Here is a 25,900-nt window from a genome sequence, read left to right as displayed (position 1 = left end):
TCAAGATACCCTGCGGACTACACTGCGCCTGACTCTCGCAGTTCGCCGATTTCTTCCCAGGAGTAGCCGAGCTCGAGCAGGACCTCCTCTGTGTTCTGACCGTGCTCCGGCGCTGCCTGCGCCTCGGATGGCACTTCACCGTTTACCGTAACAGGAGTGCCGGTCACCAGCACTTTGCCCGCGACCGGATGGTCGAGCGGCAGCAGGTAGCCGTTGGCGCGGGCCTGTTCGCTTTTCAGGATTGACCGGTAGTCAACGACCTCGGTCACGAGGATGTCGGCGTCGTTGAGCTCCTTGAGCCATTCGGCCGTCGTCTTCGTGGGGAAGATTTCGTCGAGCACGGCCTGGATCTTTTCGCCATGAAAATTACGCACGACGTTGTCGCTGTAGGCGGGATCTTTCTCGAGATGCTGGATGCCCATGATTTTGCAGAATGTTGGCCAGCGTTTTTCATCGACGCCCGCGATACAGATGTGCCCGTCCCTGGTGCGATATGCGCCCCATACGCCATGCAGGAACTGATGCCCGCGGCCGGCGCGCTCGGGCTCTTCGCCCGTGATTGACGTGTAGTTAATTTCCATTCCCTGCATCGCGATCATCGTGCCGTAAATCGAGACGTCGACGCGCTGACCCTGTCCGGTGCGCTCGCGCGCAAAGAGTGCGGCGAGGATTCCTGACGCGAGGCTGAGACCGCCCGAATGATCGGCGACGAGGATTCCGGCCGCGAGGGGCGGGTCCGACGGCATCCCGGTTTTCGCCATCAGCCCACTTGCCGCCTGCGCGAGTGTGTCGCGGCTCGGACGTGTGACCCATGGTCCTTTGGGGCCCCACGAGCTGCCCTGCGCATAGACGATTTTGGGATTCAGCTTGCGCGCGTCCTCGTAGCCGAGGCCCAGGCGATCGAGAACGCCGGGACGGTAGTTGGTGACGAGCACGTCGTAGGATTTGATCATACGGCGCACCATCTCGATCGCCGCCGGCTTCTTCAGATCTGCAGTGATACTGCGCTTGCCGCGGTTCATCGCGATGAAGTAGTGCGAAACGGTTGCGTTCTTGACCTCGGGGCCGCCGATCAGCGAGGTGAGCATCCAGCGGCTGAGGTCGCCGGTTTCCTTGTTTTCGACCTTGACGACGTCGGCGCCCATGTCGGCCAGGAACAGCGACGCGAACGGCCCCTGGATTTCCTGTCCGATCTCGACGACCTTGATTCCTTCAAGTGGTTTGCTCATCGGCAGAGTCCCCTAAACGTTCGTTCAATGGCAGTGCGATGCGTGCCGATTATCGTTCTGATCGGCAAAAAATCTCAAGCCCGATCGGCCCTGCGACTGATAACTCATATTCGAACAAGGGCGGATCGGTTCCCCTTCCCGCACGGAAGGGAAGGTTGTGATGCCCCTCGACTGGCTGAATTCGCGAAGCGGTTAGCTTCAAATGAGGTGCTCGATTACGTCGAGGGCGAGCGGATGCCATTGGCCCTCGAATTCGAGGACTTGGATTGACCCTAGTTCGACGTTGGGTTGCGCGCCGGTTAGGCGGCGGACGATTTGTCTGATAACGCCGCGATGCGCGACGACCAGCGCGTGACTGGCTGTGGAGTTCGTTTCCACTCGCCAATGCGCGAGCATCTGATCGACGCCGCGATCGACGCGTTCGGCGAATGCAGTACGGCTTTCACCGCCGGGATACGTGTACGTCGGCGCAAGGCGATCGGCGTTCCATTGTGCGTAGTCTTGGGGATAGCGCTCGCAGATCTCCTCGGCGGTTAGCCCTTCGAACCTGCCGAAGTGGACTTCTGCAAAATCGTTGATCGTGACGATCGTTGCGGGGTCGCCGCCGACGATTCGCGCGCCTTCGATCGCGCGGATAAGGGGGCTTGCGAAAACGTGATCGAACCGCGCGGGGCCGTGGCGGCGGATGATCTCATCGCGGGCGGCGCGCAATTGCTGGCGGCCAAGGTCTGACAATGCGACGTCGGTGCGGCCGTGATAGCGGATGCTCGATTCGCCCTCGGTCTCGCCGTGGCGGACGAGGATTAGCCGCGAGCGCTGCGTGGCCGTGGTCATCGCGTCAGTCGCAAAGCGGATTCATCACGAGCCCGGTGAGCAGCTTGGGAAAAAAGTAGGTCGACTTCTGCGGCATCGTCGCGCCCGCGAGGCTCACCCGCTCGACGTCATCGATGGTCGGCGGATTCATGAGGAACGCGCCGTCGGCGCGACCTTCAGCGACGGCAGCGTATGCGCCCGCGGAATCGATCGTGTACTCGATGTTCCCGCCTTTGCGGACCTCGTCGGCCTTGATGCCGAAAATCCGATCGAACACGAGCGCATGCAGGATCGATACGTCGAGTTCGCGCACCTCGCGCGGAGCATCGGGCAGGGCGGCATCTAGCGCGGCGCGATCGCGAAGGGCGAGAAGAAAATTGCCGGCGCCTTTGAGGGCGACGGCGAGTCCGCCGTGTCCGCGCCGCGCAAGATTCGCGAGCAGCTCGCGAGAGTCGGAGATCCTCGTTACCTCGAAGATCTCTTTCGCGCGTGTTTCGAACGACGCCAGCGCCGATGGATCGAGCGCTTTCACCACGCGATGCGTCGGCAAGATCACGAGCCCCGGGTCGTTGCACGATACTAGCGTCATCAACGTGAAGTCGTAGGGACGCGTTCCGCTCGCCTGCTCGCCAGCACGGCGCGCGCGCTGATAGTTGAGCGCCGTCTCGTAGCGATGGTGCCCGTCGGCGATCAGCACGAGCGGCTTCTCCAGCGCCCGTTGAAGCGTCGCGATCTCAGTGGCGCCATCGATAACGCGCAGCTCGTTGTCGATTCCGAGATCGTCGCGCACCGAAAACAGGGGAGCGCGCGCTTTGACTGATTCGCCGAGCTGCTCCAATTCAGCATGATTTCCCGTGTAGAGCCCGAAAATCGAACTGGTGTTGGTTTCGATCATGGTCAGCAGGCGCAGCCGATCTTCCTTGGCGGCAGGAAACGTCCGCTCATGCGGAAGCACTCGCCCCTGGCCGAATTCCTCGAGGCGAAAGCGCAGCACGTAGCCGGTGCGCGTGAAGCGACCTCCGGCGTGCTCGAAGCGCTGCGTGTACTGGTAAATGGAGGCCCGCTCGGGACGCGACAGCACCCCCGTGCGGATCCATTGGTCGAGGGTCGTCTTCGCGGAGCTATAGCGATCGGCCTCGCGGCCGTATTCGAGCCGGATAATGTTGTAGGGGCTGCGATCGTAGAGCTCGTTCTGCCGCTCGGTGCCGATAAGGTCGTAGGGCGGGGCGACGAGCTTCGTCAGATCGCCGGCAATTTTCGGATTGAAGAGGAAGCCGCGGAAAGGCTCGACGCGGGCTTGAGCCGCGCTCACTTAAGCGCCTCGCCGGCAAGCACCGCGGCGATCTCGGTTTCAGAAATCACGCCCGGTCGCAGAATCTGCCAATCATCTTCGCTCAGCACCACCACCGTGCTCGGCCGCATCGCCATCAACTTTCCACCTTCGAGATAAACTTTAACTTTGTCGCCGAACGCGGCGCGCGCCTCGTCGAGCGTCGTGGCTGGCGTCTGCCCGGAGAGGTTCGCGCTGGTCGCGGTTATCGGATGCCCAAGGCCAGCCGCGAGCGTGCGCGCCACCGGGTTCGGCGAGACGCGGACCGACACGCCTTCCGGACTGCATAGCTCGGGCGCAAAGTCGTCGCGCGGTTGCATCACGATCGTGAGCGGACCCGGCCAGAAAGCATCGGCCAGCCGGCGCGCCAGCGGATGAATCTCGTGAAAGATCGAGAACGCCATCGTGGCGTCCGCCGCGATTAGTCCGACCGGGCGATCCTTGTCGCGGCCCTTTACCTCGAAGAGCCGCCGCAGGCCTTCCTTGGAATACGGATCCGCGCCGAGACCGTAGAATGTTTCGGTGGGATAGACGACCAACTCGCTCGCGTGCAGCGCCGCGATTCCATCATCGAGCGTGAATGGTTGTTGCGAAGCGCCGTCATTCGACGCCGTGTCTTTCAGCCGTTTGGACAAATCTGAAACTTAGACCTCAGGATAATTATACCGATCCTGAAGTCGCAGGCATCCGGGAAAGTGCGCGCCGGGCGATATCGTGGCGAAAGTATCGGCCCTCGAATTCGATCATGTCGGCGGCTTCGTAGGCAGCCGCGACGGCGCTTTTGAGCTCCGGCGCCATCGCGGTCACCGCCAGCACGCGCCCGCCATTGGTCACTAGCACGCCGTCCTTGAGCGCCGTACCTGCGTGAAAGACCTTGACGCGAATCTTGTTCATCGCCCATCGGACTTTGGCATCCGAAGCCGCGATGCCATCGATCTTATCGATACCAACTATAGGCAGGCCCTTCTTGTATTCGCCCGGATAGCCGCCGGAGGCCATCACGATCGTTGCGGCGCTGCGCGGCGACAGGCCCACGTTGGCTTTGCTTACGTTGCCGCCGGCGGCGGCGAGCAGAGCCTGCGCAAGGTCACCCTCGAAACGCATCATGAGCGCCTCGCACTCGGGATCGCCGAAGCGCGCGTTGTACTCGATGACGTTGATTTTATCGCCGTCGATCATGAGGCCGACGAACAGCACGCCACGATACGGCGTGCCGCGCGTTTTCATCTCGGACAGAGTGGGGCGCACGATCTCGCGCATGATGCGCTCTTCCATGTCGGCGCCGAATTGTGGCACGGGCGAGTAAGCGCCCATCCCGCCCGTGTTCGGGCCCTGGTCGTCGTCAAAGATTGGCTTGTGATCCTGCGCCGTGCCGAGCGCGATCGCATTCTCGCCGTCGCACAGCGCGAAGAATGAAAGCTCCTCGCCGGTGAGCAGCTCTTCGATCACGATGCGATCGCCGGCCGCGCCGAACCTGTGTGATTCGATCGCCTCGATGATCGCCGTGTGAGCAGTCTCCACGTCGCGGCATACCGTCACGCCTTTTCCGAGCGCGAGGCCGTCGGCCTTAACGACGATTCGGCCGCCGCGCGCGCTCGCGTAGTCGCGCGCCGCACGCGCATCGTCGAAGACCGCGAAATCGCCGGTCGGAACACCGGCGGCGCGCATCACGGTTTTTGCGAATGACTTGCTGCTCTCGAGCTGCGTGGCGGCGCGCGTCGGGCCGAAGATCTTGAGCCCGGTGCGCGTGAACTCGTCGACGATTCCCGCTGCCAGCGGGTCTTCGGGGCCGACAATCGTGAGATCGACTTTTTTTTCGTTTGCGAACGAAATCAGGGCGGGGATGTCTGTTGGCGCGATTCCGACCGGTTCGGCAATCTGATCGATGCCAGGATTTCCGCTGGCGCAAAAAATCTTCCAGACCGATTCGCTCTGATGGAGCCGCCATACGAGCGCGTGCTCGCGGCCGCCGTTGCCGACTACGAGGACGCGCATGACTCAGTGGCGGAAATGCCGCACGCCCGTGAATACCATCGCAAGGCCATACTTGTCCGCAGCCGCGATTACCTCATCGTCGCGCACGGCACCGCCGGGCTGCGCGATCGCGGTGGCTCCCGCTTCGGCCGCGAGCGTCGGGCCGTCGGGGAAGGGAAACAGCGCCTCGGAAACCAGCACCGAACCTTGAAGTGATACGTGAAGTCTCGCGGCCTTCTCGCGGGCGGCATAGACCGGGTCGATACGCGAGGTCGCGCCGCCGCCGACGCCGAGTGTGCGGTCGGGCGCGGCGAAGACGATCGCGTTGGACTTCACGTGCTTGCAGACCTTGATTCCAAATTCGAGCGCCCGGTACTCGGCCTCGGTCGGCTTGCGCGCGGTGACGACTTTGCCCTGGCGCGGATCCTCGATCGAGAGGTCGGGTGTCTGGACCAACAAACCGCCGACAATTTTTTTGAGATCCAGCTCGCCGCGCGGAACGGCATCGGGATGAAAGCGCATCACGCGGCGATTCTTTTTCTTGCGGAGATATTCGAGCACTTGTTGAGGATACTCGGGGCCGATCAACACCTCGGTGAAGAGCTCGTCAACGGCGCGCGCGAACTCCAAATCCCACGGGCGGTTCGTGATGATAATTCCGCCGAACGGCGAATCGGGATCGGTCGCGTATGCCTTGTCCCAGGCCTCCTTGAGCGTCGCGCCGAGCCCGACGCCGCAGGGCGTGTTGTGCTTCAAAATCGCGACGACGGCCTGCTGCTCGGTGCCAAACTCGAGCATCAGGTTCACAGCCGAGCTGATGTCGAAGACGTTGTTGAACGACAGCTCCTTGCCGTGGAGCTGCTCGGCGATTTTCAGGAAGTTGCCGTAGAGCGCGCCCGCCTGGTGCGGATTCTCGCCGTAACGCAGCGGCTGTTCCCGCTCGAGCGAGAGGCTGAATGTCTCGCCGAGTGCGGAAGGCTCATGAGGATGGGCATGCCTCCCGAGCCAGTTGGAGATCGCCGCGTCATAGGCGGCGACTCGGGAAAATGCCTTTCTCGCGAGGCGCCATCGCGTGGCGTGGCTAATCGAACCGCCGTGCTCGCGGAGCTCCTCGGCGATAACGGCGTAGTCGGCGGGATCGACGACGATCGCTACGTCTTCGTAATTCTTGGCCGCGGCGCGCACCAGCGTCGGACCGCCGATATCGATGTTCTCGATCGCATCTTCAAGCGATACATCAGCTTTCGCGACGGTCTTTTCGAACGGATAAAAGTTCACGACCACGAGGTCGATCGGCTCGATGCCGTGCTGGTTCATCTGACGAGCGTGGCTCTCGAGGTCCCGGCGACCGAGGATTCCGCCGTGAATCTTGGGATGAAGCGTCTTCACGCGGCCGTCGAGCATCTCGGGAAAGCCGGTGAAGTCCTCGACCGATTTTACGACGACGCCGACCGCTTCGAGCGCGGCCTTGGTGCCGCCGGTCGAAAGCATCTCGACGCCGTGATGCGAGAGCTCGCGCGCCAATTCCGCGAGACCATTCTTGTCGGAAACGCCCAGCAGCGCGCGCCTGATTTTTACCCTGTTCGTGCCCATCCTTACCCCGGCCCTATCCCCGGCAGATGCGCGGCACCCGCCTGCCCACCGTGCACAGCATCTCGTAGGAGATCGTCTGCGCGAGGCGCGCGACATCATTGACACTGATCATGGCCTCGCCGGTGCCGCCCCACAAGATGACCTCGTCGCCGACGCTCGCACCCGGCACGTCGGTCAAATCGATCGTGGTCAGATCCATCGAGACCGCTCCCACCACCGGCGCGCGTGTGCCCCGCACCAGGACTTCGCCACCATGCTGGAGGCCGCGCCGGTAGCCGTCGGCATAGCCGACCGGCATCACGCCGATGAGGCTCTCGCGCGGTGCGACGAAGGTGTGGCCGTAACCGACGCCGCTGCCCGCCGGGACGCGCTTGGTCTGCATCACGCGGGTCTTGAACGTCATCACCGGCATCAGCTCGACGCGCTCGCGCACCGCGGCGACGGGCGGCAGGCCATAAATCGCGAGACCCGGACGCGAGAGGTTGTAGTGCGAGTCGTGGCGCAGCACGAGCGCGGCGGAATTATCGACATGAACGATCGGCGGGTTGATTCCCGCTCTTCCGATTGTTTCGAGCGCCTCGCGAAAGACCGTCATCTGCGCGTCGGTAATCGGACTCGAAGGATCGCCGGCATTCGCGAGCAGGGTGCATACGCCTTCGAGGATCAGCGAGTCAGCCGTCGCGAGCGCGTCGAGGGCGGCAGGCAGATCGCCCGGCAGAATACCGAGACGGGTCGCGCCGCTGTCGATTTTGAAGTGAATCGGGAAGCGTGTGCGGCCCATCGCCCGCGCGGCGGAGTTGAGCGGCTCGATCAGCCCCGGATCGAAGACGAAGGGCGTGATATCGAGCGCGACGACCTCGCGCGCCTGTTCGGCGAAGAATCCCGCCTGAAGACAAATTCGCGATTCGACCCCGGCGCTGCGCAGCTCGCGCGCCTCGTCGAGGGTCGCAACGCCGAAATGTTTGCATCCTTCGGCCGCGAGCGTTCGCGAAACGTTGATCGCGCCATGGCCATAAGCGTCGGCCTTGACGACGACCATCAGATCGCCACCCTGCGCGATTCGCTTCAGCGCATGGTAGTTGGACCTCAACGCCCCGAGATCGATCTCGGCTATCGTCGGGCGCTGCTTTTCGAACGTCATCAACCGCCCAGGAACCGCTCTTGATGGGAGCGTGCTCAACTAACCACTCGCGCTTTGGACAGTCAATCAGGGCGCGCTAATCCGAGAAAAAATCCTACTGGGGCATTCGCCATAACTCTGCACGAACGACATCCTGTTTGCCATGTGGGTAACCGGGGTGGGGGCGGAGTGGCGACTATGAAGAGCGTCATTATCACCGGTGGCAACAGCGGCCTCGGCTTCGAGTGCGCACGCGCGCTCGTCGAGACTCGCGAATGGTATGTGATCGTCGCGTGCCGCGATCCGGAGCGCGGTCGCGAGGCGATCAAGCGCCTCTACGCGCGCAGTTGGTACAAGCCGATGGAGGCGATGGTGCTCGATTTGGGGTCGATGGCCTCGATCCGCACCTTCGCCGCGAACTACGCGGCGCGCGGCGATTTGCCGCCGCTGGGCGCGTTGGTGTGCAACGCGGGCACGCAGGTGGTTGCCAAGCGCACCCAAACCGCTGACGGATTCGAAACGACGTTCGGCGTGAATCATCTCGGCCACTTCCTGCTCGCAAATCTGATGCTTCGGCAGATGGAGCCGCAGGCGCGAATTATCTTCGTGAGCAGTGGCACGCACGATCCTTCGCAAACCACCGGGATGCCCGCGCCGCGCCTGCTGACCGCGCGAGAGCTTGCCTACCCGGAACGCAACGCTGAGACGATGCGCGAATCGCCGGGGCAATTCGGACGCCGCGCTTATACAACGTCGAAGCTATGCAACGTGATGTGCACATACGAAATGTCCCGCCGCCTGCGCCTCGAAGAATCGAATCTGCAAGGCATCACCGTCAATGCGTTCGACCCGGGCCTGATGCCGGCGACCGGGCTCGCGCGCGACTACAGCGGCTTCATGCGTTTTGCGTGGAACTACGTGCTGCCGGTGCTGCGGCCATTCGTGCCGCACGTCAACAGCGTGCGCCATTCGGGAAAGGCGCTGGCAAGCCTCGTAACCGATCCGAAGCTTGAGCGCACGACCGCTAAATACTTCCAGGGCTACAAAGAAGAACCGTCATCGACAGAATCCTACGAGCGCGATAGGGCGGCCGCGCTATGGCAGCAGAGCGCTGAGCTGGTGCATCTGACGCGCGAAGAAACCCCGCTGCCGCTACCATCAGACAGCCGCGCTTCCGCCGCGTGAATGGTGCAGAGCTTGGTATAAACCTCCTGACTTGGCACGCTCACTTGCGCACCGAGCTCACTACTAATTTGCCAATTTCGCGGAGCATAGCTGTGCGCTTGGCTTCCGGGCCGGAGCATTGGGTGATGTAGGCCGCGATGACGATGGCCGGCTTGCCGACGGGCCAGAGCACGGCGATATCGTTGCTCGTATGCTGAAGATTCGAGCCGGTTTTGTCTGCTGCACGCCAGCCGTCAGGAAGGTTGGCGCGCAAGCGATCGAGACCGGAGCCATTCTCTTCCATCCAGAACGTCAGTTGGTCGCAAGACGGCTTCGAGAGCACATTGCCAAGCAGCACAGAATTCAGGTCATCCGCCATCGCCGCAGGCGAGGTTGTATCGCGCGGATCACCGGCCAGCGACTCATTGAGTGCCGTCTCCATCCTGTCGAGCCGGGTTACCTTATCCCCAATCGATCGGGAGAAAGTGGTAATGCCGGCCGGCCCGCCGATCGTTTCGAGCAGGAGATTCGCGGCGGTGTTGTCACTCCGAATTAAAGCGGCGTGACAAAGGGCGGCGATCGTCATTGTGCCACCGGCGTGTGACTCCGTTAGCGGCGAATTGAATATCAAAGGCATTGGAGGAATTTTGATGGTGCGGTCGAGCCGCTCTTCGTGGCGATCGACGCGCCGCAAAACTGCGGCCACGAGCAAGAACTTAAACGTGCTGCACATCGGGAATCGCTCGTCCTCGCGATATCCCGCGCGTTCGCCGCTACCGGTATCGAGAACGGCCACGCCGAGATGTCCGCCATTGATCCGCTCGAGTTTTGCTAGCTCCATCGGCAAGTAACCGAACCGTCCGGTAGAGGCACGCAGTACGCTGGGCAATGCCAGCGCGGAAATTACGATGAAACTCCGGCGGCTGAGCATGGGTTCAGGTTGATCGTGACCGACCGGTTGATGGGTTACGGCTGAATGCAAGATAGACTAAGTCTACGATGGATTCATGGGCCAGTTCGTAAACATTCAAGAAGCGACCCGCTTTTCCAATTTACTGAAGCGCGTCGAACTCGGCGAAGAAAGCATAATCGCGAGAGCAGGCAAGCCTGTTGCGCGGCTGGTGCCGTTTGAAAAGCGCTCTACCCGACGAAAACCTGGCTCGGCCAAAGGCCTCATTTTCAGCCACGACGAATTTGACGATCCTCTCCCGCCGGAGATCCAAAAACACTTCGAATAAGCCTTTGAGGGTGGGCAGCCGGGCAATTTTGACTGTCTTGCGGCGCGGCGATATAAAACGATCAGGCTGGGGGTGTGTGCATCGCACACTGAGAGCTCTCGCGCGAGAGGACCCCTCGAACCTGATCCGGGTCATGCCGGCGTAGGGAAGCCGTCGATACCCGCTATGGCGGGACGTTCGCGGTCCCGCTCAACGCCGCTTCCCGGCGCAGGAAGCGGCGTTTCAATGTCTGAAGCATCCGAAATTACGATTACGCTCAATGGCGATCCCTTTAAGCTCGGTGGCGAGGTCTCAGTCGCGCAATTGGTGGAACTCCTCAAGATGAAGCCGAACCGGGTCGCCGTCGAAATCAATCGCGACGTGATTCCCAAGGCGCGCTATGCCGAGACGATCGTTCGCGCCGGCGACATCGTCGAAGTGATAAACTTTGTAGGTGGCGGTTGAACGCCTCGGGCGCGCAAATCGTCAACATCAGTAGGTGAAACATGCAGGACACTCCACTCGAGCTCGGCGGCAAGCAGTTCCGCTCGCGTCTGATCGTCGGTACCGGCAAATACAAGGATTTCGCTGAGACGCGTAGCGCGATCGAGGCCAGCGGAGCCGAGATCGTCACCGTCGCCGTGCGCCGCGTGAACATCACGGATCGCAACAAGGAAAATCTGCTCGACTACCTCGATCCACGCCGCTATCAGATTCTGCCCAACACCGCGGGATGCTACACCGCCGACGAGGCGATTCGGACCTGCCGCCTCGCGCGCGAGGTCGGAGTCGGTGACATGGTGAAGCTCGAAGTTATCGGCGACCAGGCGACGCTGTTTCCCGACGTATCGGCGACGATCGAGGCCGCCAAGGTGCTGGTCAAAGAAGGCTTCAAGGTGATGCCGTATATCACCGACGATCCGGTGACCTGTCTCAAGCTGCAGGAAATCGGATGTATCGCGGTGATGCCGCTGGCGGCGCCGATCGGCTCGGGCCTGGGTATCCGCAATCCCTACAACATCGCGATTATCATCGAACAAGCGAAGGTGCCGGTGATTGTCGATGCGGGCGTGGGCACTGCCTCGGATGCGGCGAAGGCGATGGAGCTCGGATGCGACGGCGTGCTGATGAACTCGGCGATCGCGGGCGCGAAGGATCCGATCGCGATGGCGCGCGCGATGAACCTCGCCATCGAAGCGGGTCGCCTGGCGTACCTCGCGGGCCGCATCGAGCGCCGCCTGTATGCGACCGCCTCGAGCCCGATGACTGGCTTGCTCGAGTGATTCGTGCGCGCAGACTTTCGACTTTACATCATTACCGATCGCAAGCTTGTTCGCGATGGCGATTTGGCCGGCGCTTGCGAAGCCGTGCTGGCGGCGGCCTCTGAGGTTGCGCCGCGCGGAGCGGTTGCGATCCAGCTTCGCGAGAAAGATCTCGACGCGCGGCCACTATACGAACTTGCGATTGCCTTGCGCGCCCTGTGTTCAAGTTATGGCGCGCCGCTTCTGATCAATGAACGAATCGATGTTGCGCTCGCTGCCGATGCCGACGGAGTGCATCTGCCATTCGATTCGGTCGGTGCGAACCAGGCGCGCAAGTTGCTCGGTCCGAATCGATTGATCGGCTCCTCGACGCATTCACCGCCCGATGTCGCTGGCGCGGCGCGCGAGGGCGCTGACTTTGTCGTCTTCGGTCCCGTCTTCGATCCAATTTCGAAAGATATTGCCGCGCCCGCGTGGGGACCCAGCGGACTTCGCGCCGCCTGTGCCGCGGCGCAAGTACCGGTATTTGCTCTCGGCGGAATCACGCCCGAGCGGATCGCCGAACTCTACGCTTCATCGGATGTTTTCGCGTCGCCGGCGGGAGCTGCCGCGATCGGTTCGATCTTTCAGACGAGTGATATCGCTGCCGCAACTACTTCGATGCTGCGGGCGCTGATGCGTTCTTAGCTACGGCACTTGCGGCGTCGAGCAGCACTTCAGGCTTGGGCAGTTCACGATAGTACGGCGAGGTGAATATCCATCGCACGACTGCGTCACGATCGACGATCACAAAAGCCGGAATCGCGTTGTCGGGCTCGCCGTCGCGATGCGTTTGCACGAGGCCGAGCGGTTTGAGAATCGATTCCGACGTGTCGGACAAAAGCGGAATTGAAGTCTTCAGATAGCCGGCGAGATACTTGGATCGTTCGACCGGATCGGCGCTCAACGCGACTGTCGCGACGTGCGTGCGCTCGAAGTCGCTCTGCTTTCGCGTGAGCTGTGCCAGCTCAAAGCGCGAGAACGGACAGAAGTCGCCGCGATATATGTAGATGAGCGTCGCGTCCGCGCCTGGTGCTCCCGGACCTTGAATCGTCTTCCCATTTTGGTCGAGCAATGAAAACGTGGGGAAGCGATGTTCAATCTGCAACGCGAGCTTGAATGGCGGATTCATCGTGCCGCGCAGGAGGTAGCTGATGAATCTGCCGCCGCCCACTCCGACCGCGAGGCAAGTCAGGAACGCGAACATCGCAAAGCCAAGCTTTGCGTGCGGCGAATACATCCCGAGCGCAACCCGCACCGCGATTAATGCGATCACCAGCGCGGCGCCGAGCAGCGCGAAGGCGGGCCACGGAATGCGATCGTAAATTCCCAGCGCGGGCGACGACCAGAACGAGATCAAGACAAATTCGTAAAGCCCGAAACCCGTCGCGATGAGCAAGAGCGCCGCGATCGCCCGCCCGAGCTGGAACGGCGGCGGCAACCAGAACTCTTCCGTCTCGTCCAGCTCATCGGCTTCGGAGCGATCGCGTTCGCGATCCGCTGCGCTTATTGATTCAGCATCAGCGATTTGAGGTCCTCCAGTTCGATCAGATCGACGTCCGCCGCTTTCCACCGGTCGAAAAAATCCACCGTCTTGCCGCTCATCACGGCGATCGCGTCGCTGACCACGTGCAGTTTCGGCCCAAGGCCGACGAGCTCGCGAATCGCCCGATCGACGCAAGTCTCCTGGTAGACGCCGTACACGACGATGTCCTTGAAGGGCTGCAGCACGAGCCGCAGGATCGTGTGTGCGTGAGCATTCGCGGCCAGGGTCTCGAACTTGCGGCGATCGAAAACCAGCTCGCCCTTGTAGTCGAGCAGGGTCTGAATTTCGGCCGGTGACAAATCATGATCGCCAATCGTCAGCGGCTGAAGCGGTCGGGTCGCATCGATCTTTTCTTCGCCGCGCGTGCCCGCGATGCAATGATCGGGCATCGCGCCACCGCCGCTCTTAAGTAACGGATCGCCGGGCACGTGGCGATCGAGCGCACATACGATTCGCGCGCCGATGTCGCGGCCAAGCTCCGTCATTTCTTTCAACTTGGGCACCAGGAGATCGGCGCCCGGCAAATACATAGCGCCGCCTGGGTCGAGGAAATCGCGCTGCGTATCGACGTCGTAAAAGATGGTGCTGTCGGACTTCATCAACCCTTGATTACGAGAAATGGTTTGAGGCGCGCGACGCGGCGGCTGACTCCCGCCGCTTCCATCACCGCCACCACGCCGGCCACGTCCTTGTATGCGGCAGGCATCTCTTCCGCCACTGTACCGCGTCCCTGGTAGCGGATCGTAACGCCGGCCTCGGCGAGCTCTGCGATAAGATCGCGGCCGCGAGCTTCTTTCTTGGCGCGCGCTCGGCTCATCAGGCGCCCCGCGCCGTGACACGTCGAGCCGAAAGTCTCACGCTCGGCCCGCTCCGTTCCGATCAGCACGAATGAGTAACGGCCCATGTCGCCCGGAATGAGAATCGGCTGACCATGAGCGCGCACGGCACTCGGCAGCGCGGGATTGCCGGGGCCGAAGGCGCGCGTCGCGCCCTTGCGATGCACGCAGAGACGGCGCTGGCGATTCTCAACGATATGCTCCTCGAATTTCGCGATATTGTGGCAGACGTCGTACACCAGCGAAAAACCGAGGTCGCGCTCGCTCATCGCGAGCGTATCCATAAACGCGTTCTCCGCCAGATGCATCATCAACTGCCGATTGCACCACGCGAAGTTAGCGGCCGCCGCCATCGCCCCGAGGTACGCGCGTCCCTCTGGCGATTTGATCGGCACCGAAGCGAGCTGCCGATCGGGCAGGCTGATTCCGTATCGCCCCATCGCAGTGCCGACCGTGCGCAGGTAGTCGTCGCAAGTCTGATGCCCCAGCCCGCGCGAGCCGGAATGTATGATGACCGTGACGTGGTTCAGCTCGAGGCCCATCGCCGATGCGGCGTCGTGGTCGTAGATTTCATCGACGCGTCCGACCTCGAGAAAGTGATTGCCCGAGCCGAGCGTGCCGAGTTGCTTGCGCCCGCGCCGGTAAGCTTCGTCGCTGACGGCGTCGGGATCGGCAAGTTGGTAGCATCCATTTTCTTCCGTATGCGCGATATCCGCGTCACTGGCGTAGCCCTGGCCCTTCGCCCACTTGAGGCCGTCGCGCGCGATGCGCTTCAGCTCCGCGGGCGCCAGCGCGGGAATCGCGCCCTCGGATCCCACGCCGCACGGGATCGCATTGAAAAGCGCATCGCCGAGTTTCGCCGCGTGCTTTCCCACCGCGCCGAAATCGAGCTTGGTGCGAATCAGGCGCACGCCGCAGTTGATGTCGTAGCCGACTCCACCTGGTGAGATCACACCCTCGTCGGCATCGACCGCGGCGACACCGCCGATCGGAAAACCATAGCCCCAGTGCACGTCGGGCATCGCCAGCGAGTAACCGACGATACCGGGCAGGCAGGCGACGTTGCGCACCTGCTCGAGGCAGGGATCGTCGCGCACGTCGTCGAGCATCGCGGCGGAGAGATACACGCGTCCCGGCACGCGCATATTGCCGCTGCGCGGAATTTCCCAGAGGTAGTCGCTGACCTTCAGCAATTCCATTGGAGATGTGAAAGCGGTCACACGTCGAACACGATTCGCGCGCGCCAGCGATCGCCTTGGTGCTCGACCGCAAGCTGATGATACGTCACGGCTTTCAGTTCGGTCACCAGTTGATGGCGCTTTGGATCGAACGACTCGCCTTTCAATGTAACCGTCAATTCGCCATTGTTGTCGATAACCGCCGCATCGTTCCAAATGAATCCGTCGGCAAGGAAGATCGTAAGTGCTCGTGACAACGTATCGTGCAGCATTTCGGCGTCGTCTGTTATAGCAACGATAAACGATCGTTCGGCGCGAACACGCACCTCGTTTTGCTCGACCATGAGGTGTGAGAGTGCGATCAATGCGCGAGCGAACAGTTCCTGCCGCGTCGGCGCGTCGAGTTCGATTCCGAGATCACCGGTATGCTCGAACTCGCGAAACAGATCATCATCGCTCATCGACTAAAAGTGGCCGGGTTCCTGCTGACGGCGATTGTCGCGCTCGAGCTGCACCGTCATGTGATGGATGTTGAACTTGTCCTGCAGCATCCGGCACATCTCGTCGAGCACGCGATCCTGGTTGGCTTCCGCCGCGACCACGGCGTGCGCCGAGAGCGCGAATTGCCGCGTCGTCAGGCACCATACGTGGAGATCGTGGACCTCCTCGGTGCCTTCAACGGCGAGCAAGTCGCCGCGCAGCTCCTCGATATCGATATGTGCCGGGACGGACTCCATCAGGATGTCGACGCCGTCGCGAATGAGCCCCCAGGAACTGTAGAGCACGAGAAATCCGATGAAGATGCTGACCACGGAATCGGCCTGATACCATCCAGTGAAATATTCGAGCGCACCCGCGAGCAGTACGCCGAGCGAGCCGATCAAGTCCGCGATCACGTGCAGGAACACCGAGCGAATCGCCATCCCGCGCTCATCGCCGTGCGAAGAAGTCATCCACGCCGAGAAAATGTTGACCAGGAGTCCAATCGTCGCGATTCCCATCACCGCGAGTCCCACTACCGGACGTGGATTGCGCAAGCGCTGGACCGCCTCGATCCACAGGAACACGACCAGCACCCACAGGAAGAGACCGTTGAGCAGCGCGCCAAGAATTTCGGCGCGCAGATAGCCGTACGTTTTCGCCGATGACGCCGGCCGCAACGCGATCCACAGCGTTAGCAGTCCGAGGCACAGCGCCGCGACGTCGGTCAGCATGTGCACCGCATCCGACAGCAACGCGAGGCTGCCCGACATGAAGCCGCCGACCAGCTCGACCACGAAGTAGAACGCGGTGACGCCGAGCACGATGTACATCCGGCGCCGATCTCCGGCGACGGCGTGGCTGTGCTCGTGGGAATGGTCTCCCGACACGGTCATCCTCCGAGATCAGTCTGCACCTATTTTCGGCTTGAATGAATTCATCATCCGGCCCTCACCGGATGACTACATTAATCGTAGCTGATAAGCGCCGTGCAGCTTATCGGCTCGACCAGCCTGCGGCCGCCTAAGGCGCCGAGCTCAACTGCGAATGCGCATGCGACAACCTCGCCGCCGAGACGATTCGCGAGGCGAATCGCCGCACGCGCCGTCCCGCCAGTCGCAAGAAGGTCGTCAACGATCAGTATACGCGTGCCGTGTTTGATCGCATCCTCATGCATCTGCAGCGAGGCCGTGCCGTATTCGAGCTCGTAGGATTCATCGACGGTGCGAAACGGCAACTTGCCGGGCTTGCGCGCGATCGTGAGTCCGACTCCGAGGCGATATGCGACCGGAGCGCCGATTATGAAGCCCCGCGATTCGATGCCGAGGACCGCGTCGACTTTGCCCAGGAACGGCTCGGCGAGTCGATCGACCACCTCCGCAAAACCGCGCGGGTCCGACAGCAGCGGCGTGATGTCTCTGAACAGGATGCCGGCCTTGGGGAAATCAGGAACGTCGCGAATCAGCTTTCTCAGATCGTCCGTACTCATAATTCGTTATGTCACCGGGCGCGCAAAATGCGGCAGCGCTCAACGATACTCGCGGGCAGGATGAAATGCTATTTCGCTCGAGTCAGGAGCCGCCGCCGGCGAATGCGATCCCGGCTGAATCGGTGGGCGGAGGCAGGTAGGCCAGCGGATCGCGCGCGACGTTGTCGCATCGCACTTCGAAATGAAGATTGGCTCCCGTCGCGCGGCCGCTGCGGCCGAGCTCCGCGATCGTCTGACCGCGCGTGACGCGCGCGCCTTCCTGAACGAGATTAACCTGGTTATGTCCATACACAGTGACATAGTCAGTATCATGACGGACGATCACGGTGTTGCCATAACCATGAAGCTGGCCGGAGAAAATCACGATGCCAGAATCCGCGGCATGAATCGGCGTTCCGACCGGCGCCGCGATATCGACGCCGTCGTGCATCGCGCCGTTGCGCATCCCGAATCCCGACGACACCGTTCCCTGCGCCACGGGCCAATCGAACTGCCGGTCGGCACGAGGGCCATAATAGGGATGCACGCCTGCGGAAGATTCGGCGCCGAGCGAGGCTGACTGATATGAACCGGGAATCGTCAGCACCTGGCCGATGCGCAGTTCCCGGGGATCGGTGACGCCGTTGGCCGCCATCAGGCGCCCGACGCTCACGTTGTAGCGCTGCGCGATCTTATAAAAGGTGTCGCCACGAGCGACGATACAGGTGGTACTGCCGCGTGAAGCAGCCGCCGACGAGTTGGAATACGAATAGGTCGGAGCGCTGCTCGCGCATCCTGCGAGCGCGGCCGCTCCCAGAGCCATCAAGGCAACGCTAGCGCGTTTTGCCGTTATCACCGCCTCCTCACCGCATCCTTCTGACTGATCGGCGCCAAGCGCCGCGCCGATGTCAGGTGCTGAAACCGTACTTGCCGGTCATCTTCACGAACCGGCATTCACCGAAATACTCTTCGCTCCAACGTCCCGACGTGCGGCTGATCCGCACCAGGGTTTGCAGTTCATCCTCGCCGATCGGCGCGATAAAGCGCCCGTCCGGTTTGAGCTGGCTGAGCAACGAGCTCGGCACGCCGGGCATCGCTGCAGTCACGACGATCGCGTCGAACGGCGCATGCTCGGGCCATCCTTCGGAGCCGTCGCCGCAGCGCAGGAACACGTTGCTGATGCCGAGCGAGTTGAGCATCACGCGTGATCGATCGTGCAGATGCGCGATGCATTCGACCGAGTAAACTTCGCGCGCGAGCTGCGCCAGCACCGCGGCCTGGTAGCCGCAGCCGGTGCCGATTTCGAGCACGCGCTCGACGCCGGTGAGCTGTGCGACCTCGGCGATCAGCGCGACCATGTAGGGTTGCGAGATAGTCTGTGCCTCGCCGATTGGCAGCGGGCCGTCGTCGTAGGCATGGTCCTGTAGTTCGGAAGGGAGAAAGCGATGCCGCGGTATCGCGCGCATCGCGCTCAGCACACGCTCGTCCTTGATGCCGCGCCGCGAGAGCTGTTCGGCGACCATCTTCTCGCGCGCTTCTGCGAGATCGTCGTCCATATGCGCGGGAATTATACTACGAGGCCCCCTGCCCGGGCGACCCGGCGCGGCTCGACTCCGGGGAACAAGTCCGACCGGTACCGGCAAAATCGCGATCCCTCACCATCCACCCTGGTTCAGCCTCCCAACTCGATTTCATTCTGCCAGTCCTTTCTCTGTGAAACTTCCGTTGGTTCAAAATCAAAACAAATTGTTTGACAATAAATTAAGCCAAATTGTATAGCTCAGGGACCGCTCGAGCGGATCTGAGGAGGACAAAGCTATGAAAAGGAACCTGAAAGTCGCGTTGGGAGTACTGGCCTTTGGCACCATCGCGCTGGCGGCGATGCCGACCGGACGCGCCTTTGCCGCCGCCAAGTTGAGGTGCACCAACCAGCTCAAGGCCGAGTGCATCGATGACGTGGGTCAGGACACAAAGTGCTGCCTGGATCCCAGTGCCAAGGGATGCGAGGAGATGAGGTCGCTTTTCAAAGCGCCCGCCGCTCCGGAATCACCCGAAGCCTGCATCCTGCAGGGACTCCGCGACCTGGCCGATTGCGGCTCTTGCACATTCCCGCCTGAACTTTTCGGTGCGGCACAGTGAACGACTGAGCGAAGAGAACCGTTCCATCTAATTCAAGGGAGAAAAAATTATGAAGAAAAACCTGAAACTCGCTCTGGGAATGTTGGCATTCGGCACCATCGCGCTGGCGACGATGCCGACCGGGCGCGCATTTGCCCAGACCGCCGATCTCAAGGAAGCGTGTACGAACAAACTCAAGGCCGAGTGCATCGATGAAGTCGGACAGGACACGAAATGCTGTCTGGATCCCAGCGCCGAAGGTTGCAGAGTGAAAATCGACGCCGATGCCGAGAGGGCAGCCGCTCCTGAGTCGCCTGAAGCCTGCATACTGGCGGGGCTTCGCGATCTGGCTGACTGCGCCAAATGCGAATTTCCGGACGGAAACGCCGATCAGTGATTGCCTGAAGGTTTAAAGTTTTCGGGATAGACCGGAGAGGGCGGAGCTCGGCTCCGCCTTCTCTTTTCGCGGATCAGTGTTTCATACTCATGCAGGGTTACGAAGCCTTGCGCGTAGTCACGCGGAGCTTGCGTTCTCCTCGTGAAGAATCTTCTTCGCCCGCTCTAGCACTTTCTTTCGCGTGGCCGACAAGTTCTCCCCGCCGCGATTGATAAAATACTGGATCATTCGAACGCAATCGTGCGGGCATCCCTGGTGAACAGTTTTCGGGTGGGAACATCGATTAGGTGGTTACTTTGCGAACCCAATATTCCGGGTTTTTCGATTCGGATGCAGTTTCTTTTTTGCTGCTGATGCCATAGCTACTTCCAGAGATTCGATATCAATTCAGTATCGAGATAGGCGATGCCCTCGATAACCTTGCCGTTCTGAATCTTCATCACCCAGCAATAGGTTTGATAGTAAGGTTTGCCGTTCTTGCCTGAGGTTTGACCCTGCCATTCCAGCACCACGCGATCGTCTTCGGCGGTAAGGGCGCGGAGCGCCGGCTTAATCGCGCCGCTGAGCTTTTCCGTGAGCGGTTTCACGGCGCCATCGAGAAACTCGCGCTTGCTTTGGTACGCGCGCGACACGGGTGTCGATCCGATAACGGTCCACTTCACATCATCGCTGAACAGATCGATTACAGAGCCGTCGCCGCGGACCCACGAATTGAAAGCATCGAGAATCAACTTCTTGTTTTCAGCCGCGCTCATAAACGTTACCTCCGAAGCTTGATGCCGCAGTATATCGCAGGCGCCTCCCGATCTGGCAGCGTCGGTCTCTCCTCCGATGGTTCGGAATTAAAAGCAGCAGAGGCCATGCCAATTGCCGATCGTCTTTCACGCAATCAATACAAGCAAATTCGCGCATGGTTCAGTGCGGAGAAGTAGGCAGGCAACTTTTCCCCGGGTGGCAGCCGATGAGCAGGAGCTCCACGCGATGTCAGGCGAGTTTGTCTTTAGGTCGCAGCGGAAGTACAAGGCTGAGGTGGTGATTCGCTGCTCACTTGGACAATATTGCCAATGGATTTGACGACAATCTCGGAGATCGCTCAGGCGCGAGACCACGACGCGAGCACTTGGCGCGAAGGCGACGCGTGGCTGGCGGGCGGCACGTGGCTCTTCTCCGAGCCGCAACCCCATCTGCGGCGCTTGATCGATCTGCAGAGCATCGGCTGGCGCGCGATCTCGATAACCGCGGAACACCTGCAGATTGCGGCTACCTGCACGATCGCCGAGCTCTATTCGATGCCCACGCCGGCGCAATGGACGGCCGCGCCGCTCATCCGCCAGTGCTGCGATTCGTTCCTGTCGTCGTTCAAGGTCTGGAACAGCGCAACCGTCGGCGGGAACATCTGCATGTCGCTTCCCGCGGGTCCGATGATTTCCCTGGCAGCCGCACTCGAAGGCGTTTGTATAGTCCGCAGAAGGTCCGGCGGTGAATACTCAGTTCCGGTTGAAGACTTCGTAGTTGGTAATCACAGGAATATTCTTAACCTCGGTGACTTATTAACTCGAATAGATATTCCGCTCGCCGCGCTCGGCAGACGATGCGCATTTCGCCGGGTGTCGCTGACGCACTTCGGACGTTCGACGGCGTTGTTGATTGGCACGCGGAATCCAGGTGACGGAACATTCAAGTTGACAATTACGGCTGCCACCGAGCATCCGTATCGATTCAACTTTGAGAAAATACCAGATGCGCAGGAACTCCGCTCGGCATTGCAGCACGGGATCTATTCGTTTTTCGATGACGTACATGGAAGCCCGGATTATCGTGCTCACATGACGTACTATCTTGCCGAAGAGATTCGCCGGGAGTTGGCCGCTTAGCATGAGCTTGGTCGTCAACGGCAAGTCCGTCGCGACGCAGCCGCGGCCGGGGCAATGTCTGCGCACGTTCCTGCGCGAACTAGGATGGTTCGGCGTAAAGAAAGGCTGCGATTCCGGCGACTGCGGTGCGTGCACCGTATGGATCGATGGCAAGCCGGTTCAAAGCTGCATCGTTCCTGCTTTTCGCGCTGAAAACCACGAGGTGACGACAATTGAGGGTCTGGCCCAGGGCGATCGACTGCATCGAACGCAACAGGCCTTCGTCGATGCGGCCGGCTTCCAATGCGGATTCTGCACAGCCGGGGCGATCATGACCGTCGCCGGTATGAGTGAAGCGCAGCTGCAAGATCTGCCGCGCTCACTGAAAGGCACGTTGTGCCGATGCACCGGGTATCACTCAATCGACAATGCAATTCATGGCATCAAGTCGGTTGCCGACGCCCCGCCGGGCGCGGCGATGGGCGTCAACGTCGTTGCGCCCGCGGCCCACGACATCGTGACCGGCAAGGCGCAATACACACTTGATACTCAGATCGATGGCTTGCTGCACCTGAAGATACTGCGCTCGCCGCACGCCCATGCGCGTATAGTATCGATCGATAAGACGCCTGCCCTGGCTATTGATGGAGTAATCGCCGTTTATACCTGGGAAGACGTGCCGCGGAAGCCATACAGTACCGCGACGCACGACGCCGAAAATAGCGACCCGCAAGATACCTATATGCTTGACAACGTCGTGCGTCACGTCGGCCAAAGAGTCGCAGCTGTCGTAGCGAGCACTGAGGCCGCCGCTTTGGAGGCTTGCCGGGAGATTGAGGTTGAGTACGAACCGCTGCCTGCGGTGTTCGATCCCGAAGAGGCGATGCGGCCCGACGCACCGAAGCTCCACGCCGGCAAGCCCAGGGGACTCGGCATTCAGTATCCAGAGCGAAACGTCGTGCTGCACCTTCACGGTGATATTGGCGACGTTGAGGCGGGCTTCTCGCGCGCGGACTTCATTCATGAGGGCGCTTACGAGACGCCGCGCGCTCAGCATGCGCATCTTGAGGCTCACAGTACAATTTCATGGCTCGATGAGAACGGCAGGCTCAACATCCGCACCAGCTCCCAAACACCTTTTCTTACCAGGACGAAACTTTGTTACCTGCTCGGCCTGAGTCCGTCTCAGATCCGAGTAATCTGCGAGCGCGTGGGCGGCGGTTTCGGCGCCAAGCAGGAAGTTATCACCGAAGACATTTGCGCCTTTGCTACTCTTCAGACGGGGCGGCCCGTTCAATTCGAATATACGCGTGAAGAAGAATTTATCGCGAGCACGACGCGTCATCCTGCGAAACTGCATATCAAGGTCGGAGCGACCCGCGACGGCGTGCTCACCGCGATTAAACTTCAATACACACTGAACACCGGCGCCTACGGCGGACATGGCAGCGCGGTCCTGTTTCATTCGACGAGTGAATCGATGGCGCTGTATCGATGCGCGAACAAGAAGCTCGACGCATACTCAGTATATACCAACACGGTTCCGAGCGGAGCCTTTCGCGGCTACGGCCTTTCGCAGACTTTCTTTGCGATCGAGTCCGCGATGGACGAAGTCGCGAAAGGCATCGGGATGGACCCGATCGAGTTCAGGCGCCGCAATGTGATTCGTCCGCTCGACCCGTTCATTTCCTTGCGCGAAGAACCCGATGACCTTGATTACGGCAGCTATGGCCTCGATCAATGCCTCGACCTTGTCGATAGCGCGTTGAAGAAAGGTATTGGCGTCGCCGCGCCCGAAGGTCCGGAGTGGCTAATCGGCCATGGCGCCGCGATTGCGATGATCGCATGCGTGCCGCCGACCGAGCATCGGTCGGAAGCCCGAATTCGCCTCGAAGCTGACGGCCGCTATCGTCTATATATCGGTGCACCGGAGTTCGGTAACGGCTCGACCACTGTGCGCCAGCAGATCGCGGCGACGATACTTGGCTCGCTGCCTTCGCGTATCAGGACGACGCAAGCGGACACGGACAAAACCGGTTATGACACCGGTCCGTTCGGAAGCGCTGGGACAGTTGTCGCAGGAAAAGCCGTGGAGACGGCGGCGCGGGAGCTGCGTGAGCGAATTCTGGCGCTTGCAGCCAGACGTCTCGGCGTACCTTGCGAACGGTGCACGCTGGTCCTCGACGCGGTCGAATGCGATGGGAAGAGCATCTCGCTGAGTGAGTTATGTGTGGCGGCAGAAAAAGCCGGACAACCTCTCGATGTCGTACGCAAGGCTTATGGAACGCCGCGCAGCGTGGCGTTCAACTGCCACGGATTTCGTATCGCTGTGCATAAGGTCACCGGCGAAATAAAGATCCTGCAAAGCGTTCATGCCGTCGATGCCGGCGTGGTTATTAATCCAAACCAGTTGCGTGGACAGATTGAAGGCGCGCTGGCGCAGGGCCTCGGATGGGCGCTTTATGAGAACATGGTGTTCGACGACAAAGGAGCAGTAGTCAATCCGTCGTTCAGGAACTATCGGATTCCCTCGTATGCCGATGTACCGCGAACCGAAATCTATTTTGCAGACACCTTCGACAAGTTTGGTCCGCTCGGCGCCAAGAGCATGAGCGAAGCGCCGATCAATCCGGTCGCGCCGGCGTTGACCAATGCGCTCGCCAATGCGACCGGAATCCGCTTTTCGAGTCTTCCGCTGCGCGCAGATAGAATTTATCGCCGAATCTACGAAACGTTCCGGGAATCTGACTGAGATCAAAATATGAACTCCGCGACGCACGATCGTTCCCCGGTATCTCTTGTCACGACGTTGAAGGTGCGGCCGGATGCGGTTGCCGAATTCTCTTCATGGCACGCTACGATGATGACCGCGGCTGCGGGGCGCGAGGGTTTTATCAGCGCGGAATTGAATGCTGCTGCAGGTTCGACGGGTTCATCGCAGTGGACTTTGAGCCAGCATTTTCGCAGCGCCGTGGCGATGGAAGCATGGCGATCTTCGCCGCGTCATCGCGAGCTCCTCGAAAAAGCGCGAACGCTGGTCGATCAAAACGACGCTGCAGCAATATCCGAGGAACAGATCGCGGGAGATTCCGTTGATGGTCTTGTCACGGAAGTCGTGACAACCTACGTCAGACCCGGCAAGGACAGCGAGTATCAGCGGTGGGCCGAAAAGATTCATCGTGCCGAGGCCGCGTTCCCCGGCTATCGCGGCGGCTTTCTGCAGCCGCCGGCTTCCGATCGCCAGCACTACTGGACGACGCTCGTGCGCTTTACGACGGCCGAGCAGCTCGATGCGTGGCTCGACTCCGACGTCCGCCGCGATCTGCTGCGTGAACACGCCGAACTGGTAAAGACCTGGGAGCATCATCGTATGCCGTCGGCTTTTTCCGGATGGTTTCCGAGCGATCCGGCGTCGGGCAATTCACCGCCGGCGTGGAAGCAGTCGATGCTCGTGTTGCTGATGTTGTTTCCGATCGTCGCGCTCGAAATCCATTACCTGAGGCCGCATCTGACCGCGTTCAACTCTGCCGAGGCGACGTTCATCGGCAACATTATAAGCGTGGTGCTGCTGGCGTGGCCTGCAATGCCGCTGCTCGTCCGCTTCATGCGATGGTGGATATTGCCGGCGGCGGATCGCTCTAAATGGATCGACGGTGCGGGTGCAGCGCTGGTGACAGCGCTCTATGCGATTGAGCTTGTAACATTCTCGTATCTTTTATGAGGCGAGCGATTTCCGCCGTGGGAGTATTGCGATGACAGAGCAGGATAAAAAGTTCATGGCGCGCGCGATCGAGCTTTCCGCCGACACCGCGCTCGTGAAAAAGGCGGGCGGAGTTTTCGGCACCGTGATCGTCGATCCGAACGGCAACATCCTTGCCGAGGGACAAAACCGCGTCGTCGCCGAAAACGATCCGACCTGGCACGGCGAGATGGAAGCGATTCGCAAGGCGTGCAAGAAGGTCGGCCGCTTCAAGCTCACCGGATGCACGCTCTACTCGAGTGCCGAATGCTGTCCGATGTGCGCGGCCGCGGCCTACTGGGCGGGGCTCGCGAAAATCTATTACGCCGCCACAGTCCAAGACGCGCTCGAATACGGAAACTTCGATGACACAATGATCTATGCCGAGCTCAGGCAGCCCACGCTGGAGCGCTCGATGCCTGCCGAGCAGATCATGCGCGAAGAGGCCGTCGAGATCTGGAAAAAGTACAAAAACATGCCGGGCCGCGTTCAATATTGAGCGGCAGGACTCGGGGCGCGGCGAGCTCAAATTTGCGCCCTGGAA

28 protein-coding genes and 1 riboswitch are annotated in these 25,900 nt (G+C 60.9%); of the genes, 11 read left to right on the top strand and 17 right to left on the bottom strand.

The genetic code is table 11. The features are described 5' to 3' along the window. Positions 1-17: 17 nt before the first annotated feature. From VMA09_09805 to alr, 7 genes are all read right to left on the bottom strand, one after another. Positions 18-1,229, bottom strand: coding sequence for a CoA transferase (locus VMA09_09805; GenBank protein ID HUA33887.1), 1,212 nt, complete (start codon positions 1,227-1,229; stop codon positions 18-20). Between the two features lie 198 nt (positions 1,230-1,427). Further along, positions 1,428-2,063, bottom strand: a complete 636-nt coding sequence (locus tag VMA09_09800; GenBank protein HUA33886.1) for a histidine phosphatase family protein — start codon at positions 2,061-2,063, stop codon at positions 1,428-1,430. Between the two features lie 4 nt (positions 2,064-2,067). Next, positions 2,068-3,354, bottom strand: a complete 1,287-nt coding sequence (locus VMA09_09795) for a DUF1015 domain-containing protein (GenBank protein HUA33885.1) — start codon at positions 3,352-3,354, stop codon at positions 2,068-2,070. After that, positions 3,351-4,007, bottom strand: coding sequence for an L-threonylcarbamoyladenylate synthase (locus tag VMA09_09790; protein ID HUA33884.1), 657 nt, complete (start codon positions 4,005-4,007; stop codon positions 3,351-3,353). Before VMA09_09790 ends, VMA09_09795 begins: the two co-directional genes overlap by 4 nt. A gap of 25 nt (positions 4,008-4,032) precedes the next feature. After that, positions 4,033-5,367, bottom strand: coding sequence for a phosphoribosylamine--glycine ligase (gene purD / locus VMA09_09785; protein ID HUA33883.1), 1,335 nt, complete (start codon positions 5,365-5,367; stop codon positions 4,033-4,035). A 3-nt stretch (positions 5,368-5,370) separates the two neighbouring features. Further along, positions 5,371-6,939 carry a bifunctional phosphoribosylaminoimidazolecarboxamide formyltransferase/IMP cyclohydrolase gene (gene purH, locus VMA09_09780; GenBank protein ID HUA33882.1) on the bottom strand — a complete coding sequence of 523 codons (1,569 nt, stop codon included), beginning with the start codon at positions 6,937-6,939 and terminating at the stop codon, positions 5,371-5,373. Positions 6,940-6,952: 13 nt separating this feature from the next. After that, positions 6,953-8,080, bottom strand: coding sequence for an alanine racemase (gene alr, locus VMA09_09775; GenBank protein HUA33881.1), 1,128 nt, complete (start codon positions 8,078-8,080; stop codon positions 6,953-6,955). A gap of 177 nt (positions 8,081-8,257) precedes the next feature. Here alr and VMA09_09770 point away from each other — a divergent pair, with 177 nt between their 5' ends. Next, positions 8,258-9,244, top strand: coding sequence for an SDR family NAD(P)-dependent oxidoreductase (locus VMA09_09770; protein ID HUA33880.1), 987 nt, complete (start codon positions 8,258-8,260; stop codon positions 9,242-9,244). 40 nt (positions 9,245-9,284) lie between these two features. Here VMA09_09770 and bla read toward each other — a convergent pair whose 3' ends face one another. Beyond that, positions 9,285-10,154: a class A beta-lactamase gene (bla, locus tag VMA09_09765; GenBank protein ID HUA33879.1), complete on the bottom strand. Its 870-nt coding sequence runs from the start codon at positions 10,152-10,154 to the stop codon at positions 9,285-9,287. A 76-nt stretch (positions 10,155-10,230) separates the two neighbouring features. On the opposite strand from bla, the gene VMA09_09760 reads away from it, so the two are divergent. The 4 genes from VMA09_09760 to VMA09_09745 all read left to right on the top strand — a co-directional run bounded on the left by VMA09_09760 (position 10,231) and on the right by VMA09_09745 (position 12,389). Then, entirely contained in the window at positions 10,231-10,461 is a 231-nt protein-coding gene (locus VMA09_09760) for a type II toxin-antitoxin system prevent-host-death family antitoxin (protein ID HUA33878.1), read from the top strand. A gap of 58 nt (positions 10,462-10,519) precedes the next feature. After that, a riboswitch (TPP riboswitch) is annotated at positions 10,520-10,626 on the top strand. 60 nt (positions 10,627-10,686) lie between these two features. Next, positions 10,687-10,905 (top strand): sulfur carrier protein ThiS, encoded by a 219-nt coding sequence (thiS, locus tag VMA09_09755; protein ID HUA33877.1) that lies wholly within the window; start codon positions 10,687-10,689, stop codon positions 10,903-10,905. Between the two features lie 41 nt (positions 10,906-10,946). Next, positions 10,947-11,723, top strand: coding sequence for a thiazole synthase (locus tag VMA09_09750; GenBank protein ID HUA33876.1), 777 nt, complete (start codon positions 10,947-10,949; stop codon positions 11,721-11,723). A 3-nt stretch (positions 11,724-11,726) separates the two neighbouring features. Beyond that, positions 11,727-12,389: a thiamine phosphate synthase gene (locus VMA09_09745; protein HUA33875.1), complete on the top strand. Its 663-nt coding sequence runs from the start codon at positions 11,727-11,729 to the stop codon at positions 12,387-12,389. Here VMA09_09745 and VMA09_09740 read toward each other — a convergent pair. The 8 genes from VMA09_09740 to VMA09_09705 all read right to left on the bottom strand — a co-directional run bounded on the left by VMA09_09740 (position 12,355) and on the right by VMA09_09705 (position 18,805). Beyond that, positions 12,355-13,182, bottom strand: a complete 828-nt coding sequence (locus VMA09_09740) for a redoxin domain-containing protein (protein ID HUA33874.1) — start codon at positions 13,180-13,182, stop codon at positions 12,355-12,357. The genes VMA09_09745 and VMA09_09740 overlap by 35 nt on opposite strands. A 65-nt stretch (positions 13,183-13,247) precedes the next feature. After that, the gene (locus VMA09_09735; protein HUA33873.1) at positions 13,248-13,886 is read right to left on the bottom strand and encodes an isochorismatase family protein; all 639 of its coding nucleotides are present in this window, start codon (positions 13,884-13,886) and stop codon (positions 13,248-13,250) included. Continuing rightward, a complete protein-coding gene (locus VMA09_09730; protein ID HUA33872.1) occupies positions 13,886-15,322 on the bottom strand; it encodes an RtcB family protein in 1,437 nt (478 codons plus the stop codon). Before VMA09_09730 ends, VMA09_09735 begins: the two co-directional genes overlap by 1 nt. A gap of 17 nt (positions 15,323-15,339) precedes the next feature. Next, positions 15,340-15,762, bottom strand: coding sequence for an archease (locus tag VMA09_09725; protein HUA33871.1), 423 nt, complete (start codon positions 15,760-15,762; stop codon positions 15,340-15,342). Positions 15,763-15,765: 3 nt separating this feature from the next. Further along, complete coding sequence (locus tag VMA09_09720; protein ID HUA33870.1) at positions 15,766-16,671, bottom strand: cation diffusion facilitator family transporter; 906 nt, start codon at positions 16,669-16,671, stop codon at positions 15,766-15,768. A 77-nt stretch (positions 16,672-16,748) separates the two neighbouring features. Continuing rightward, a complete protein-coding gene (locus tag VMA09_09715) occupies positions 16,749-17,270 on the bottom strand; it encodes an adenine phosphoribosyltransferase (GenBank protein ID HUA33869.1) in 522 nt (173 codons plus the stop codon). 82 nt (positions 17,271-17,352) lie between these two features. Then, the gene (locus tag VMA09_09710) at positions 17,353-18,072 is read right to left on the bottom strand and encodes a M23 family metallopeptidase (GenBank protein HUA33868.1); all 720 of its coding nucleotides are present in this window, start codon (positions 18,070-18,072) and stop codon (positions 17,353-17,355) included. A gap of 85 nt (positions 18,073-18,157) precedes the next feature. Further along, positions 18,158-18,805: a protein-L-isoaspartate(D-aspartate) O-methyltransferase gene (locus tag VMA09_09705; GenBank protein ID HUA33867.1), complete on the bottom strand. Its 648-nt coding sequence runs from the start codon at positions 18,803-18,805 to the stop codon at positions 18,158-18,160. 262 nt (positions 18,806-19,067) lie between these two features. Here VMA09_09705 and VMA09_09700 point away from each other — a divergent pair, with 262 nt between their 5' ends. Beyond that, positions 19,068-19,388 (top strand): hypothetical protein, encoded by a 321-nt coding sequence (locus tag VMA09_09700; protein ID HUA33866.1) that lies wholly within the window; start codon positions 19,068-19,070, stop codon positions 19,386-19,388. A gap of 49 nt (positions 19,389-19,437) precedes the next feature. Continuing rightward, on the top strand, positions 19,438-19,764 hold the full coding sequence (locus tag VMA09_09695; protein ID HUA33865.1) for a hypothetical protein: 327 nt from the start codon (positions 19,438-19,440) through the stop codon (positions 19,762-19,764). A gap of 362 nt (positions 19,765-20,126) precedes the next feature. On the opposite strand, the gene VMA09_09690 is transcribed toward VMA09_09695, so the two are convergent. After that, positions 20,127-20,519 (bottom strand): nuclear transport factor 2 family protein, encoded by a 393-nt coding sequence (locus tag VMA09_09690; protein HUA33864.1) that lies wholly within the window; start codon positions 20,517-20,519, stop codon positions 20,127-20,129. Between the two features lie 309 nt (positions 20,520-20,828). Here VMA09_09690 and VMA09_09685 point away from each other — a divergent pair, with 309 nt between their 5' ends. Genes VMA09_09685 through VMA09_09670 form a run of 4 tightly spaced genes read left to right on the top strand, consistent with a single transcriptional unit; the run spans position 20,829 to position 25,855 of the window. Continuing rightward, on the top strand, positions 20,829-21,638 hold the full coding sequence (locus VMA09_09685) for an FAD binding domain-containing protein (GenBank protein ID HUA33863.1): 810 nt from the start codon (positions 20,829-20,831) through the stop codon (positions 21,636-21,638). A gap of 1 nt (position 21,639) precedes the next feature. Continuing rightward, positions 21,640-24,369: a molybdopterin cofactor-binding domain-containing protein gene (locus VMA09_09680; GenBank protein HUA33862.1), complete on the top strand. Its 2,730-nt coding sequence runs from the start codon at positions 21,640-21,642 to the stop codon at positions 24,367-24,369. Positions 24,370-24,378: 9 nt separating this feature from the next. Then, the gene (locus tag VMA09_09675; protein ID HUA33861.1) at positions 24,379-25,338 is read left to right on the top strand and encodes an antibiotic biosynthesis monooxygenase; all 960 of its coding nucleotides are present in this window, start codon (positions 24,379-24,381) and stop codon (positions 25,336-25,338) included. A 31-nt stretch (positions 25,339-25,369) separates the two neighbouring features. Beyond that, positions 25,370-25,855 carry a nucleoside deaminase gene (locus VMA09_09670; GenBank protein HUA33860.1) on the top strand — a complete coding sequence of 162 codons (486 nt, stop codon included), beginning with the start codon at positions 25,370-25,372 and terminating at the stop codon, positions 25,853-25,855. Positions 25,856-25,900: the final 45 nt, after the last annotated feature.

The sequence above is a fragment of the Candidatus Binataceae bacterium genome (assembly GCA_035508495.1).
Taxonomy (GTDB): Bacteria; Desulfobacterota; Binatia; order Binatales; family Binataceae; genus JASHPB01.
Note: the sequence above shows the minus strand (reverse complement) of the source record. Positions and strands in the feature narration are given on the sequence as shown.